Origin of the sequence: Pseudomonas sp. Marseille-Q5115 (assembly GCF_916618905.1) — a bacterium.
Classification (GTDB): Bacteria; Pseudomonadota; Gammaproteobacteria; order Pseudomonadales; family Pseudomonadaceae; genus Aquipseudomonas; species Aquipseudomonas japonica_A.
The window spans coordinates 4,916,030-4,931,106 of the sequence record NZ_CAKAKI010000001.1 but is presented as its reverse complement, the minus strand read 5'-3'; the positions used below and the strand labels follow the sequence as shown (position 1 = coordinate 4,931,106).

The window sequence follows — 15,077 nt, the reverse complement described above, 5'->3', positions numbered from 1 at the left end:
TCACAGCATACGGCCCAGCACTGACTTCCCATTCAGGGAGTGTTTGACTACCGCTGCAACGTGCAGCCCCACCAAGGCCGCCAACACTGCGCAGCTCGCAATGTGGAGGGTGTGGAAGAACCTAGTAAGTGCCGGATCCTTGATTGGCTGAGGCAGGGTGAACCAGTCGAACACGACGATGGAGCGTTCCATCATGAGCACGCCGGTAAGCAGCACCACACTGATCGTGAAATAGAGGATTACATGCACCCAGCCCGCCAGACGTGTCATCAACGGCTTTGGCTGCACGCTTGGCGCAATGCGATGACGCCACGCCAGGAAGCAGCGCCACACAAATACAGGGATAAGCAAGGTGGTCAGGGAGACGTTGATCCATCCGGCCAAGCCTTTCAGTTCCGAGCTGACCGGAGCCAGCGCGACATAAAAGCCGGTGAACAGTGCCCACAGAATCACTACGGCCGAAAGCCAATGCAGCAGCTTCTGCGAACGGGAATAGGTTTTGATCGTCACGGATGTGTCCTCGACCACCCCGACAGCGCGCCGGGGTGGTATTTGCCAAGGGTCGCTGTCAGCGAGCGATCCAGGCGTCTTCCCAATGGCTGCCGGTGCCCGGCTCATACTGGGTAGCGTTCGGGTTAAAGATGTTGCACCACCCTTCTGCAGGGAATGGCTTGCACTCGTACACGCGCTCGTCATTGGGCTGAAGCACACGCGTACCGGCCTTGTAGGTGCCAAGCCCGCTCGGGAACACCTGGTCGTAATCCGGAGCACCGTCGCCGGTGAGCTCCACAGGCTCGCTCACTTGCAGGTTGGCGCGGCCATCTTCGGTACTGCCGATCACATTGAGGGTGTAATCCCCTGGCATGCCTCGCACATCCAGGCTGATCACGCTGTCGCCAGGTTCAACCGCCTGGCGAATGCTGCCGACGGCCTTGTGATTGGCGTCATACAGGCCGGCCTCGATGTTCAGCCGGCGGTTGGTGCTAACCGTAAGGCCCAACTCGGCCTGGCCTTTGACCAGCTCGTAGTTCGGCTGCAGGTTTTGCAACGAGAGCCGCGCTTCGGTATCTGGCTTGAGGTCGAATGCCATCTGGTAGTTGGTTACTCCGGACTCTGCCTTGGCGTAGATGCTGTTGGCACCTCGAACGGGCTCGATGTCACCGTCACCATTGCGAGCGCCAGCGCGAATCAGCGCCTGGGTTGCATTGATTTTCGTGGCGAGGTCGAATGCCCAGTTGGCCGGCTGGCCCTGCTCGGCCGATTGGATGTCCAGCGTTACGCTGTGTTCAGCGCTTTCAGTGCCGCTGCGGAAAGCCCGAGCGGTAACCTTGTCGCCTGGCAACAGCACCTGGACGGCAGGAATGTTGGCAACGCCTTCCCAGCCGTCGACGGGGGCCGGGCCGGCCTCGGCGGTAATGTCCACATCGGCTACGTTATAGAACGCATTGTCGGTGTCACCGACGGTCCAGATCCCATAGATGACATGGTAACCGGAGCGGTCCGCAGGCAGGGCGCAGGCGTGCTTCTTCACAAGCGGGCCGCCGCTGCCAGCAGGGCCGTCGATAGGAATTTCGTTGCCCGTGTCAAAGCTGCAGAACGGTTCCGCATCGAGCGCTGCGCGAGTCAGTGGCTCGTTCGGGTTCCAGCCTTGGCGGGTAATGTAGTACTCGAACTTTGTAGCGGGGTGCGCGGCCAGAAACTGCCAGTCAAATGTGACATCTCGCTTGGCAAGCTCGGTCTTGCTCCAACGGCCTGCGGATTGAACGTCCAGCGCGGCGCCCAGCGACTTGCCACCACTGGCAAGCTGGCCATCGGCAGGCCCGAAGGCCGGGAAACCTTTGTCCGTTTCGCCGACACTCTGCGGTTCGTATCGGGCCGGCCCGCAGTTGGCGTTGATACCCTGCTGGCATAGCGCAGCGCGCGAGGGCGGATAAGACAAGTAGCCGTGCGCCATTGCTTGCCCAGCGACCAGGCCGGCACATACGGCCATCGCCAGGTAAGTAGGCCTGAAAAATCCTTTCATTGAAAAAGTCCTCGGAAGTCACGTTGCTCCAAGCGGACGGTTCCGCCAGAGGACGCGCAATCTAAGGCCTGGCGCTCCGGACTTCTCTAGGACTTTCTCTGAAATACATCGCTTGCGGCCAATACCGCCAACCATTTAGCCGTGATAGGTCGCCGACAGCTCGTGCACCGCTTCGATGAATGCACCGGCGTGGGCAGGATCGACTTCCGGGGTGATGCCATGGCCCAGGTTGAACACGTGCCCGCTGCCATGGCCATAGCTGGCCAGGATGCGCGCAACCTCTGCACGGATCGCCGCAGGCTTGGCGTAGAGCACGCTGGGGTCCATGTTGCCCTGAAGCGCTACCTTGTTGCCTACCCGGCGGCGTGCCTCGCCGATGTCGCACGTCCAGTCCAGCCCCAGCGCATCGGCGCCGGCGTCCGCAATGGATTCAAGCCACAGGCCACCGTTTTTGGTGAACAGGATGACCGGCACCTTGCGGCCCTCATGCTCACGAATCAGCCCGCTGACGATCTGCTTCATGTAGGCCAGCGAGAAGGTCTGGTACGCCGCGGACGACAGGTTGCCGCCCCAGGTATCGAAGATTTGCACGGCCTGCGCGCCAGCGAGAATCTGGCCATTCAGGTAGGCGGTAACCGACTGCGCCAGCTTGCCCAGCAGGGCGTGCATGGCCTCTGGCTGGTCGTACAGCATGGCCTTGGTTTTACGGAAGTCCTTGGAAGAGCCGCCTTCGACCATGTAGGTCGCCAGGGTCCACGGGCTTCCCGAGAAGCCAATGAGCGGCACCCGGCCGTTGAGTTCACGACGGATCGTGCTCACCGCATCCATCACATAACCCAGGTCTTTTTGCGGATCGGGAATTGGCAGGGCTTCGATATCGGCGACCGTATCGATCACCTTGCGAAAACGCGGCCCTTCGCCCGTTTCGAAATACAGCCCCTGCCCCATGGCATCCGGAATGGTAAGGATGTCCGAGAACAGGATGGCGGCGTCCAGCGGGTAGCGTTCCAGCGGCTGAAGGGTGACTTCGCAGGCGAACGCGGGGTTCATGCACAGGCTCATGAAGTCGCCGGCCTTGGCGCGGCTGGCACGGTATTCCGGCAGGTAGCGGCCAGCCTGGCGCATCATCCACACCGGGGTAACGTCTACCGGTTGCTTGAGCAGGGCGCGCAGGAATCGGTCGTTTTTCAAGGCAGTCATGAGGGCATCCGCAAAAAAAGTGCGGGCATTTTCTCAGACACCACGGCAAAAGGCACGGCGTTGCACCGTGCCTTTTATCAATCGCCTCGATAGCGCTTACAGCTGGAGGTAATCCATGATGCCTTCGGCGGCGGTACGACCCTCGTAAATGGCGGTTACCACCAGGTCCGAGCCCCGCACCATGTCCCCGCCAGCGAAGATCTTCGGGTTGCTGGTCTGGTGTCGGAACTGACCGCCGGTCGCTGGGGCGATGACCCGGCCCTGGCTGTCGAGCTGGATTTCGTGCTGGTCGAACCACGACGCGGGGCTGGGGCGGAACCCGAACGCGATCACCACGGCATCGGCCGGCAGTACTTCCTCGGAGCCTGGAATCGGCTCCGGGCTGCGCCGGCCACGTGCGTCAGGCTCACCCAAGCGGGTTTCCACAACCTTTACGCCTTCAACCCGATCCTCACCCACAATAGCGATAGGCTGGCGGTTGTAGAGGAACTTCACACCCTCTTCCTTGGCGTTCTTCACTTCGCGGCGCGACCCTGGCATGTTCGCTTCATCACGGCGATAAGCGCAGGTCACGGTCTTCGCGCCTTGGCGGATCGAGGTGCGGTTGCAGTCCATGGCGGTGTCGCCCCCGCCCAGCACCACTACCCGCTTGCCCTTCATGTCGATGAAGTCTTCCGGGGTTTTCTCGAAGCCCAGGTTGCGGTTCACGTTGGCGATCAGGAAGTCCAGCGCGTCGTGCACGCCGGGCAGGTCTTCACCAGGGAAGCCGCCCTTCATGTAGGTGTAGGTGCCCATGCCCATGAATACAGCATCGTACTCGGCGAGCAACTGCTCCATGGTGATGTCCTTGCCCACTTCCGTGTTCAGACGGAACTCGATCCCCATGCCGGTGAAAATTTCACGCCGATTGCTCAGCACGGTTTTTTCCAACTTGAACTCAGGGATGCCGAAGGTCAGCAGGCCACCGATTTCAGGGTTGCGGTCAAACACAACCGGCGTTACGCCACCACGTACCAGCACGTCGGCGCAGCCCAGCCCGGCAGGGCCAGCGCCGATGATAGCCACGCGCTTGCCGGTTGGCTTCACCTTGGACATGTCGGGGCGCCAGCCCATGGCGAAGGCTGTGTCGGCGATGTACTTTTCTACCGAGCCGATGGTGACGGCGCCGAAGCCATCGTTCAGAGTGCAGGCACCTTCGCAGAGGCGATCCTGTGGGCACACACGCCCACACACTTCAGGCAGGGTGTTGGTTTGATGTGCCAGTTCGGCAGCGGCGAGGATATTTCCTTCCGACACCAGTTTCAGCCAGTTGGGAATGAAGTTGTGCACAGGGCACTTCCATTCACAATACGGGTTGCCACACCCCAGGCAGCGGTGGGACTGCTCGCCAGCCTGCTGCGGCTTGAGGGGTTCGTAGATTTCCACGAATTCCTTCTTGCGCTGGCGCAACAGCACCTTTTTAGGGTCCTTTCGGCCGACATCGATGAACTGGAAGTCGTTACTCAAGCGTTCTGACATAAGCGCCTCTCGGCGCAGCTCCAAGCTATAAGCTCCAAGCTGCAAGCAAAATTCGGTGTTCCGCCTTGGCGCGCCCCAAGCTTGCGGCTTGATGCTTGGGGCTTGCCGCTGCGTTATTGGGGGTTGGCAATGGTGCTGGACAACAGCGACTTGAGGCTGGCGGCCTTGGGCTTGACCAGCCAGAAGCGGCGCAGGTAGTCGTCCAGGTTTTCCCAGAGGTTACGGCCCCATTCACTGTCGGTTTCAGCCACGTATTCGGCCAGCACCCCTTCCAGATGGCTGCGATAGGCTTCCATCGCTTCACCGCTGATACGCTGGATTTCCACCAGTTCATGGTTCACCCGGTCGACGAAGGTGTTGTCCTGGTCGAGCACATAAGCGAAGCCACCGGTCATGCCGGAACCGAAGTTGTAGCCGGTTCGGCCCAGTACGCACACGAAACCACCGGTCATGTATTCGCAGCAATGGTCGCCGGTACCCTCCACCACCGTGTAGGCGCCGGAGTTACGCACCGCAAAACGCTCACCTGCGGTGCCGGTGGCGAACAGCTTGCCGCCAGTGGCGCCGTACAGGCAGGTATTGCCGATGATGGCGCTGTCCTGGGTTTTGAACGGGCTGCCTTTTGGCGGCACGATCACCAGCTTGCCGCCGGTCATGCCCTTGCCCACGTAGTCGTTGGCGTCGCCTTCGAGGTACATGTTCAAGCCACCAGCGTTCCATACACCGAAGCTTTGCCCCGCCGTGCCCTTGAAGCGGAAGGTCACCGGTGCGTCTGCCATGCCCTGGTTGCCATAACGCTTGGCGATCTCGCCAGAGACGCGGGCACCAATGGAGCGGTCGCAGTTGCACAGGTCCATGGCGTACTCGCCACCGGTGCGTGCTTCGATCCCGGCCAGCGACAGCTCGACCATTTTCTCGGCAACCAGGCCCTTGTCGAACGGTGGGTTGCGCTCAGCCTCGCAGAACTGCGGTTTGTCCGCGGGGATATGATCGCTGCCCAACAGCGGAGTGAGGTCCAGGTTCGCCTGTTTTGCGGTTTCACCCGTCAGCATTTCAAGCAGGTCGGTACGCCCGATCAGCTCACCCAGGCTGCGAACGCCCAGGCGGGCCAACCACTCGCGGGTTTCTTCGGCCACGAAGGTGAAGAAGTTGATCACCATGTCCACGGTGCCGATGTAGTGGTCCTTGCGCAGCTTTTCGTTCTGCGTGGCTACACCAGTGGCGCAGTTGTTCAGGTGGCAGATGCGCAGATACTTGCAGCCCAGCGCGATCATCGGCGCGGTGCCGAAGCCGAAGCTCTCGGCGCCGAGAATGGCTGCCTTGATCACGTCCAGGCCGGTTTTCAGGCCACCGTCGGTCTGTACCCGTACCTTGCCGCGCAGATCGTTCCCGCGCAGGGTCTGGTGAGTTTCCGCCAGGCCAAGCTCCCACGGGCTGCCCGCGTACTTGATGGAGGTGAGCGGCGATGCACCCGTGCCACCGTCGTAGCCGGAGATCGTGATCAGGTCCGCGTAGGCCTTGGCTACACCCGCGGCGATGGTGCCCACACCCGCTTCCGATACCAGCTTGACCGACACCAGCGCGGCAGGGTTCACCTGCTTGAGGTCGAAGATGAGCTGCGACAGGTCTTCGATCGAATAAATGTCGTGGTGCGGCGGCGGCGAAATCAGGGTCACGCCAGGTACGGCATAGCGCAGCTTGGCGATCAGGCCGTTGACCTTGCCACCCGGCAACTGACCGCCCTCGCCTGGCTTGGCGCCTTGGGCAACCTTGATCTGCAGCACTTCGGCGTTTACCAGGTATTCCGGCGTAACACCGAAGCGGCCAGTGGCCACTTGCTTGATCTTGGAGCTGCGAACAGTCCGGTAGCGGGACGGGTCTTCGCCGCCCTCGCCGGAATTGGAGCGGGCGCCCAGGCGGTTCATGGCCTCAGCCAGAGCTTCGTGGGCTTCCGGCGACAGCGCGCCGAGGGAAATGCCTGCCGAGTCGAACCGCTTGAGGATCGCTTCCAGCGGCTCGATGTCAGCCAGTGCCAAAGGCTGCTCGGCCTCGCGAACCTTGAGCAGGTCGCGCAGCATCGACACCGGGCGCTGGTCGACAAGCGCGGTGTATTCCTTGAATTTCGCGTAGTCGCCCTGTTGCACGGCAGCTTGCAGCGAGCTCACCACGTCCGGGTTGTAGGCGTGGTATTCACCGCCGTACACGAATTTCAACAGGCCGCCTTGCTGGATTGGCTTGCGCGGGCTCCAGGCTTCGCCGGCCAGCGCTTTCTGCTCCGCTTCCAGGTCGCTGAAGCGCGCGCCCTTGATACGGCTGGCCACACCACGGAAGCACATTCCGGTGACCTCATCGGCCAGGCCGATGGCTTCGAACAACTGCGCACCGCGGTAGGAAGCAATGGTGGAAATGCCCATCTTGGACAGGATTTTCAGCAGGCCCTTGGTAATGCCTTTGCGGTAGTTCTTGAAAACTTCGTACAGGTCGCCCAGCACCTCGCCGGTGCGGATCAGATCGCCCAGCACTTCGTAGGCCAGGAACGGGTACACGGCGGAAGCGCCAAAGCCGATCAGCACGGCGAAGTGGTGCGGGTCACGCGCGGTAGCCGTTTCAACCAGGATGTTGCTGTCGCACCGCAGGCCCTTTTCGACCAGGCGGTGATGCACGGCGCCCACGGCCATTGCCGCATGAGCAGGCAGCTTGCCTTGGGCGATGGCGCGGTCGCTGAGCACGATCTGGGTTTTGCCCGCGCGTACGGCTTCCTCAGCCTGATCGGCGATGTTGCAGATTGCCGCTTCCAGGCCAAGGCTTTCGTCGTAGTTGAGGTCGATCAACTGGCGCCCGAAGCCATCTCGCTCCAGGTTCATCAGCGCGCGCCACTTGGCGGGCGAAATGACCGGCGAGCTCAGAATGACCCGCGAAGCATGCTCCGGGGATTCCTGGAAGATATTGCGCTCGGCACCGAGGCAGATCTCCAGCGACATCACGATCGCTTCACGCAGCGGGTCGATCGGCGGGTTGGTGACCTGCGCGAACTGCTGGCGGAAGTAGTCGTAAGGCGTGCGCACACGCTGGGACAGCACCGCCATCGGGGTATCGTCGCCCATCGAACCTACGGCTTCGTAGCCTTGCTCACCCAGCGGGCGCAGCACCTGATCACGCTCTTCGAAGGTGACCTGGTACATCTTCATGTACTGCTTGAGGCGATCCGCGTCGTAGAAGTCCGAGCCATGGTCGTGGTCGTCCATCTTCGCCTGGATACGCAGCGCATGTCGGCGCAGCCACTGCTTGTAAGGGTGGCGCGACTTGAGGCGGTCGTCGATGGCGTTGGTGTCCAGGATCTGGCCGGTCTCGGTGTCCACGGCGAAGATCTGGCCCGGGCCAACGCGGCCTTTGGCGATCACGTCCTCAGGCTTGTAGTTCCACACGCCGATCTCGGAAGCCAGCGTGATGTAGCCATTGCGCGTGGTCACCCAGCGCGCCGGGCGCAGACCGTTACGGTCCAGCAGGCACACCGCGTGGCGACCTTCGGTCATTACCACGCCAGCCGGGCCGTCCCATGGCTCCATGTGCATGGAGTTGTATTCATAGAACGCCCGCAGGTCGGGGTCCATGGTTTCGACGTTCTGCCAGGCTGGCGGAATCAGCATCCGCACGCCACGGAACAGGTCGATGCCGCCGGTGACCATCAACTCGAGCATGTTGTCCATGCTGGAGGAGTCCGAACCAACGCGGTTTACCAGCGGGCCGAGCTCTTCGAGGTCAGGAATCAGTTCGTTGGCGAACTTGGTGCGCCGTGCGAGTGCCCAGTTGCGGTTACCAGTGATGGTATTGATTTCACCGTTATGGGCCAGGAACCGGAACGGCTGCGCCAGAGGCCATTTGGGCAAGGTGTTGGTGGAGAAGCGCTGGTGGAACACGCAGATAGCGGTTTGCAGGCGCTCATCGCTGAGGTCCGGGAAAAACGCCGCCAGGTCGGCGGGCATCATCAGGCCTTTATAAATGATGGTCTTCTGCGAAAAGCTACAGATGTAGTGATCCGTGTCCTCGGCATTGGCGACCGACGAGCGGCGCCGGGCACTGAACAGCTTGATCGCGAACTCCTGGTCGGTGAAGCCCTCACCGCCCACGAACACCTGTTCGATCTTGGGCAGGCGCTCCAGGGCAAGGCGCCCTAGTACGCTGGTATTGATGGGCACCTGACGCCAGCCGATCAGCTGCAGGCCAGCTGCGAGGATCTCGCGGTTCATGTTTTCACGCGCGGCTTCGGCACGGGCGTCGTCCTGGTTCAGGAAGACCATGCCCACTGCGTACTGGCGTGGCAATTCGGCGCCAAAATGCTCCTTGGCGATGGCTCGCAGGAACAGGTCTGGCTTCTGCATCAGCAGGCCGCAACCGTCACCCGTCTTGCCGTCGGCGTTGATACCGCCGCGGTGGGTCATGCAGGTCAAGGCCTCGATGGCCGTCTGCAACAGGTTGTGGCTAGGCTCGCCCGTCATATGGGCAATGAGGCCGAAGCCGCAGTTGTCCTTGAATTCCTCGGGATGGTACAGACCTGTTTTCATAGACACTTTCTCACCAGGCTTGCCTCTCTTGGAGGCAAATGCTCTTTAATTCAACCACTTACCATCCACGCCGAACGAACGCCAGCTTTGCGGGGGCAAAAGGGCAGTCATTGTACACAGCAGGGCCGTGTGCCACAAATTTGATGTCGAACCAATGTATTTACATGTCGCAAAAGCGAACGAATTTGGCTGCCTTTATGATGTAGCGGGGCTGCCTGAGTCAATGAATTATTGGCGCGCGGTGGGGGCTTGTGGCCTGCGGGCACTTTGGGAGGGCACAAAAGCCCGCGGCGTGATACGCAGCGGGCTATGCGATGACTCGGGGGACGTCAGGCGGTGGCGAGGATACGCCACCGGGCCATCAGTGGGCTGAGGCGAGCTCTTGTTGGACGCTTGCGACAGTTCTAGGCCATGGTTTACCAGCCTGGACCTTCGCTGGCAAGTTCTTGATGGCGGCAACCGCTGCGGCACGGTTTGCAAAGCTACCGTAAGTGACTACGTATAGAGGCTTGCCCTGCAGCGTTTTCTTGAAGTAGCGGTACTCGCCGCCCTGCTCGCGTACATAGGACTGCGCCGCGCTCTCCGAGCTGGTGCCGAAGATTTGCACCACATAGCTGCCCGGGGATTGAGCGGTATACCAGCTGGAGCCCAACGCCTTGGCGGTAGGTTTGTCCGCTGGTTTTTCAACGGGCTTGACCGGCGCGGGTTTGGCCATGGCCAACTGCTGCGCAGGCGCTGGCGCTGGCTTGGTCGCGGGGGCAGGCTTGCTGGTGGCGATCGGCTCAACCGGCTGCGGCGCCGGAGTGGAAGGCACTGGAACTGGAGTGGTCGCAGGGCCGGCCGGTACACCCACAGGTGGTGCGCTGGTGGTGACCATCGGCGGTTGGTTGCTTGCGCTACCGTCGACGGCAGGCGCGCCGTCGTCATCCTCGGCGCCCGCGGCGGAAGCCAGGGGTTCACGCATCACAGGCTGGCCGTTGAGGGGCAACGGCTTGGAGTTACCGGCGAACTCGATGGCGGGATTACCGTCCTGGTTCGGCTGGGCGCCCCCAGGCTGCCCCTCGCCCAAGGGGAGTTGCGCTTGCTCGCCCGCCGGAGCTGGCGCCTTGTTGTGGCCCGACAGCAGGCCAGCGGCAGCGACAATGATCACTACCACGGCGGAGAGGGCCAACAGGTATTTCTTAGGCATTTTAAGTCCTATGGATGGTCGCTTACCCGCGGAGCGACTGGCGATCATTGCCTCGATCATCGAGTCCCGTGCAACCTGGTTGATAGGCCCAGGCCAGCCGCCGGATGACTCGTGAATGTCCGCGATCTGCTCGTTGCTGAACAATGCGATACCTTTGCCGGCGCCTTCCAGGCGCTGCGCCAGATATTCGCGTGTTTCTTCAAGTGTGTAGGGCTGCAGCTCGATGATGTGATAGCGCTCGGGCCCGCTTTCCTGTTGTTCCAGCAGCGATACCAGTGAAGGCTCACCGAAGAGGAACACATGCGGCCGCCCTTCGGGCACGCCGCCTGCCAATTCCAGCAGGGCTTCGAGCCCCGATTCGTCAAGTTGTTCCGCATCGTCCACCAGCAGGTACACTTCCTGCCCGGTGAGCCCGAGCTGAACCACCCGGTGCAGAAGCGCATCGATACCGGCCTCGGCGCAACCTACGCCTTGGGCAATCTGGCCCAGCACGCCGGCCGCATCGCCGGCGCCCCGTGCGGACACCACCACGCTTACCACCGATTGCTTGTTGGTGCTGGCTACCAGGGCCTGGCGCAGCAAGGTCTTGCCACTGCCATGGGGCCCTGTAACCACGAGCATCAATTGGCTGTAACGCGCAAGGTGATGCAGTTGGCCCAGTACCGGCTTGCGCTGGGCAGGGAAGAACTTGAATCCCGGCACCCGAGCAGCGAAGGGATCGTGTTCCAGTTGATAGTGGCCGAGGAAGGCCTCATCGGCATGCAAACTTGTCATCGAACTCTCGTTAACCTCGAAGCTGATCCACGATAGCGCGGTAATCCGCTGTCAGCGTGGCCTGTAGTATCTCGGGTGCGTAGTCGTCGGTAACCACCGCTTCGCCCAGCTGGCGCAATAGCACCAGGCGCATGCGACCATCGACCACTTTCTTGTCCACGGCCATGTGCCGAAGAAAATCGTCCGCGCTCATTTCGGCCGGCGGCACTACCGGTAACCCGGCACGAAGCAACAGACGGATACCGCGGTCGCGCGCGGCCTGATCGATCCAGCCCAGGCGCATGGACATTTCCAGCGCCATGGCGGTACCTGCGGCCACCGCCTCGCCGTGTAGCCACACACCATACCCCATCTGGGTCTCGATGGCGTGGCCGAAGGTATGGCCCAGGTTCAACGTGGCGCGTACGCCTGCTTCCCGTTCATCCGCATTCACTACCAGCGCCTTGGCCGCGCAAGAGCGGCTGATCGCCTCTGTCAGCGCAGCCTGATCGACCGCCACCAAGGCGCTCATGTGCTCCTCGAGCCAGCTGAGGAACGGCTCATCATGGATCAGCCCATACTTGATCACCTCCGCAAGCCCCGCGGAAAGCTCGCGAGCGGGCAGCGAGCGCAGGGTGGCGGTGTCGATCAGCACAGCCTTGGGCTGATAGAACGCCCCGATCATGTTCTTGCCCAGCGGGTGGTTGATCCCGGTCTTGCCGCCCACAGAGGAATCGACCTGGGACAGCAGCGTGGTCGGCACTTGGATGAAGTCCACACCCCGCTGATAACAGGCGGCGGCAAAGCCGGCCATGTCCCCTACCACGCCGCCACCCAAGGCAATCACCGTGGTGCGTCGGTCATGGCGGGCACCCAGCAGTGCGTCGAAGATGGTCTGCAGGGTTTCCCAGTTTTTATAGGCTTCACCATCAGGCAGCACCACCGGGAGCACGGAGCGCCCCTCAAGAGCCTTGCTCAGCTGCTCCAGGTACAGCGGCCCCACGGTTTCGTTGGTGACCACGGCTACCTGACGGCCTGCCAGGTACGGCTGCAACAGCTCGGGATTGCCAAGCAGGTTCTCACCGATGTGAATCGGGTAGGTACGTTCGGCCAATTCGACCTTGAGTGTGTGCATAGTCAAGCGGATCCGGGCCCCAAGGGCCGTTGGTCAGGTTTGCCGCCGCGTCACCGTGGAGCGAGGTGCCGCAGGCGTTCGAGGATATCGAGCACTACCATCCGTGGAGGGCGCTCATCCGTTTCCACAACCAGGTCGGCGATTTCCCGGTACAACGGATCGCGCAGCGCCAGCAGGGCGCGCAGGGTAGCCTCGGGGTTGGCGGTACGTAGCAACGGCCGGTTGCGGTCCCGTGCGGTGCGCCCAACCTGCTGTTCCACCGACGCATGAAGATACACCACCCGGCCTCCGGCCCGCAGGATTTCGCGATTGGCATCGCGCATCACTGCACCGCCTCCGGTGGCCAGCACCACGCCGTCGTAGGCGCAAAGCTCGGCCAGCATGGCATGTTCGCGTTCACGAAAGCCCGCTTCGCCTTCCTGATCGAAGATCCAGGGAATGTTCGCGCCACAGCGTGTTTCGATTTCCTTGTCCGAGTCCCGGAAGGGAAGACGCAACTCTTTGGCAAGCAAGCGGCCGATGGTGCTTTTGCCCGCGCCCATCGGCCCAACGAGTATCAGATTTCGCACAGAATCAATGACTCACAGCAATCGCCTGATTGTTCATGATACGGGGAGTCAGGAACACCAGCAGTTCGGATTTGGATTCCGAGACCACGTCCCGGCGGAATAGGCGCCCAACATACGGTACATCGCCGAGAAATGGCACCTTGTCCGTCGTTTTGGTCTGGTTGTTGGAGAACACACCACCGATAACGATGGTTTCCCCGTCATTGACCAGTACCTTGGCGTTCACCTCGTTCTTGTCGATCGGCGGCACCCCCAGTACCTCGTTGAGGTAGTCGGGGGCATCCTTGGTCACCTTCACTTCCATGATGATGCGGTTGTCTGGCGTGATCTGCGGCGTAACCTCGAGGGACAGCGACGCCTCCTTGAAGGAGACCGTGGTGGCACCGCTGGAGCTGGATTCCTGATACGGAATTTCCTGGCCCTTGAGGATCTTGGCGGTTTCTTTATCGGACGTTACCACCTTGGGCTGGGAGACCACCTCGCCATTACCTGTGCTTTCCATGGCGCTGAGTTCCAGGTCGATCAAGGTGTTATTGGTCACAAAGCCCAGGCCAATACCGGAGGTTGCATCGGCGACACCCATGTCCACAAAGGGCGTATTGGTGCCTACATCGCTACCGGTATTACCGGCTTCGTCTCCGTTGTCGTCCAGGCCGTACACCGTGGTGTTGCCATGGCCCGTGGAGGTACCACCCCAACGCACGCCCAAGGCCTTGTCGTAACCCACGTTGGCTTCGACGATACGCGCCTCGATCATCACCTGGCGCACCGGGATGTCCAGCTGGGCAACGATGCGCCGCAGCTCGTCCAGGCTGTCCTGGGTCTGGTAGGCAATGATGCTGTTGGTGCGGTCATCCACGGTAATGGAGCCGCGCGCATCGGCGTTATCTTTCGAGCCGGTAACGGACTGGAACAGCTTGGCGATGTCGGCGGCCTTGGCGTAATTCACCTGGATCAGGTCGCGACGCAGTGGCGCCAGCTCCTGAAGCTGTTTCTGGGACTCGAGTTCTTGCCGTTCGCGCGCGGCGATCTCATCAGCAGGTGCCACGAGCAATACGTTGCCAACCTTGCGCTTGTCCAGGCCCTTGGTCTTGAGCACCAGATCCAGCGCCTGGTCCCACGGTACATTCTGCAGGCGCAGGGTAATACCACCCTGTACGGTGTCACTGGCAACCAGGTTGAGGTTGGTGAAGTCGGCGATCAACTGCAGCACCGACCGTACATCGATGTCCTGGAAATTCAGCGACAGCTTCTCACCGGTGTACACGTTGCGGTCGGCGTTGCGGCGCTGCAGGTCTTCGTTGGTGAGCGGCCGCACACTCAGCGTGAGCTTGTTCTCGGTCTGGTAGGCGGAGTAGTCGAAAGCGCCCGAGGGTTCGATGGTCACCGTGGCGTTGTCACCGGCAACGGTCGAGCTCACGAACTGCACCGGCGTGGCGAAGTCTTTCACATCCAGCCGCAAGCGCAGCGGATCGGGAAGCGCGGTTCTGGCGAAGCTGACGATGATCTGGCCGCCCTGCTCCTTTACGTCGGGGCTGATGGTCGGGTCGCTCAGGTCGATAACCACATTGCCTTCACCTAGCGGGCCCCGCTGGAAGTCCACGCTACGGATGGCCCTGCCCGCAGGGGCAGATACGGCGGGCCTGGGCGTGGCAACGGCCGGCGCGGCCCGATTGGCCGGAGCGGCAGGAGCCGAAGCCACAGCGCCTCCTGCGGCGGGCGCGGAAGACTGAACCGCATTGGCGCCCTGGCCGATCAGCACAAATACATTATTGCCTTCTACCCGGGTGCTGTAGGGCACGAGGGTAGCGAGGTTGACGATCAGCCGCGTACGGTCCTTCGCTTCGATCAGGGCCAGGGTGCGCGCATTCCCCACACCCAGGTCACGGCTTCGCGTGGCGACGGCGGTAACCACCCCTGGGAAATCCAGTGCGATGCGGGCCGGATCTTCGGTTGTATAGCCGCGCGGCGCGGTAACCGGGCTGTCGAACGACAGCTTCAGTTCGATACGGTCGCCGGGCAACGCAGCCACGTCGAGGGTCTTGAGGGTGGCCGCCAGCAGGGCTGGTGACGCCAGCAACGCGACCAGCGCGACGCCAAGGGCGGAGAAAATCCTGTTCATTGTATG

9 protein-coding genes are annotated in these 15,077 nt (G+C 61.8%); all 9 read right to left on the bottom strand.

Features of this window, described 5'->3' with window-relative positions; translation table 11 throughout:
• The 9 genes from LG385_RS22635 to LG385_RS22595 all read right to left on the bottom strand — a co-directional run bounded on the left by LG385_RS22635 (nucleotide 1) and on the right by LG385_RS22595 (nucleotide 15,071).
• Entirely contained in the window at nucleotides 1–510 is a 510-nt protein-coding gene (locus LG385_RS22635) for a cytochrome b (RefSeq protein WP_225775995.1), read from the bottom strand.
• 58 nt (nucleotides 511–568) lie between these two features.
• Nucleotides 569–2,023 (bottom strand): N-acetylglucosamine-binding protein GbpA, encoded by a 1,455-nt coding sequence (gbpA, locus tag LG385_RS22630; RefSeq protein WP_225775994.1) that lies wholly within the window; start codon nucleotides 2,021–2,023, stop codon nucleotides 569–571.
• 135 nt (nucleotides 2,024–2,158) lie between these two features.
• The gene (hemE, locus tag LG385_RS22625; protein WP_225775993.1) at nucleotides 2,159–3,223 is read right to left on the bottom strand and encodes a uroporphyrinogen decarboxylase; all 1,065 of its coding nucleotides are present in this window, start codon (nucleotides 3,221–3,223) and stop codon (nucleotides 2,159–2,161) included.
• 96 nt (nucleotides 3,224–3,319) lie between these two features.
• Nucleotides 3,320–4,741 (bottom strand): FAD-dependent oxidoreductase, encoded by a 1,422-nt coding sequence (locus LG385_RS22620; protein ID WP_181110884.1) that lies wholly within the window; start codon nucleotides 4,739–4,741, stop codon nucleotides 3,320–3,322.
• 113 nt (nucleotides 4,742–4,854) lie between these two features.
• Complete coding sequence (gltB, locus tag LG385_RS22615; protein WP_225775992.1) at nucleotides 4,855–9,303, bottom strand: glutamate synthase large subunit; 4,449 nt, start codon at nucleotides 9,301–9,303, stop codon at nucleotides 4,855–4,857.
• 361 nt (nucleotides 9,304–9,664) lie between these two features.
• Entirely contained in the window at nucleotides 9,665–11,266 is a 1,602-nt protein-coding gene (locus LG385_RS22610) for an AAA family ATPase (RefSeq protein ID WP_225775991.1), read from the bottom strand.
• Between the two features lie 10 nt (nucleotides 11,267–11,276).
• Nucleotides 11,277–12,380: a 3-dehydroquinate synthase gene (gene aroB / locus LG385_RS22605; RefSeq protein WP_225775990.1), complete on the bottom strand. Its 1,104-nt coding sequence runs from the start codon at nucleotides 12,378–12,380 to the stop codon at nucleotides 11,277–11,279.
• Nucleotides 12,381–12,430: 50 nt separating this feature from the next.
• A complete protein-coding gene (gene aroK, locus LG385_RS22600) occupies nucleotides 12,431–12,949 on the bottom strand; it encodes a shikimate kinase AroK (RefSeq protein ID WP_181110888.1) in 519 nt (172 codons plus the stop codon).
• A gap of 4 nt (nucleotides 12,950–12,953) precedes the next feature.
• Nucleotides 12,954–15,071 carry a type IV pilus secretin PilQ gene (locus tag LG385_RS22595; RefSeq protein WP_225775989.1) on the bottom strand — a complete coding sequence of 706 codons (2,118 nt, stop codon included), beginning with the start codon at nucleotides 15,069–15,071 and terminating at the stop codon, nucleotides 12,954–12,956.
• Nucleotides 15,072–15,077 lie beyond the last annotated feature (6 nt).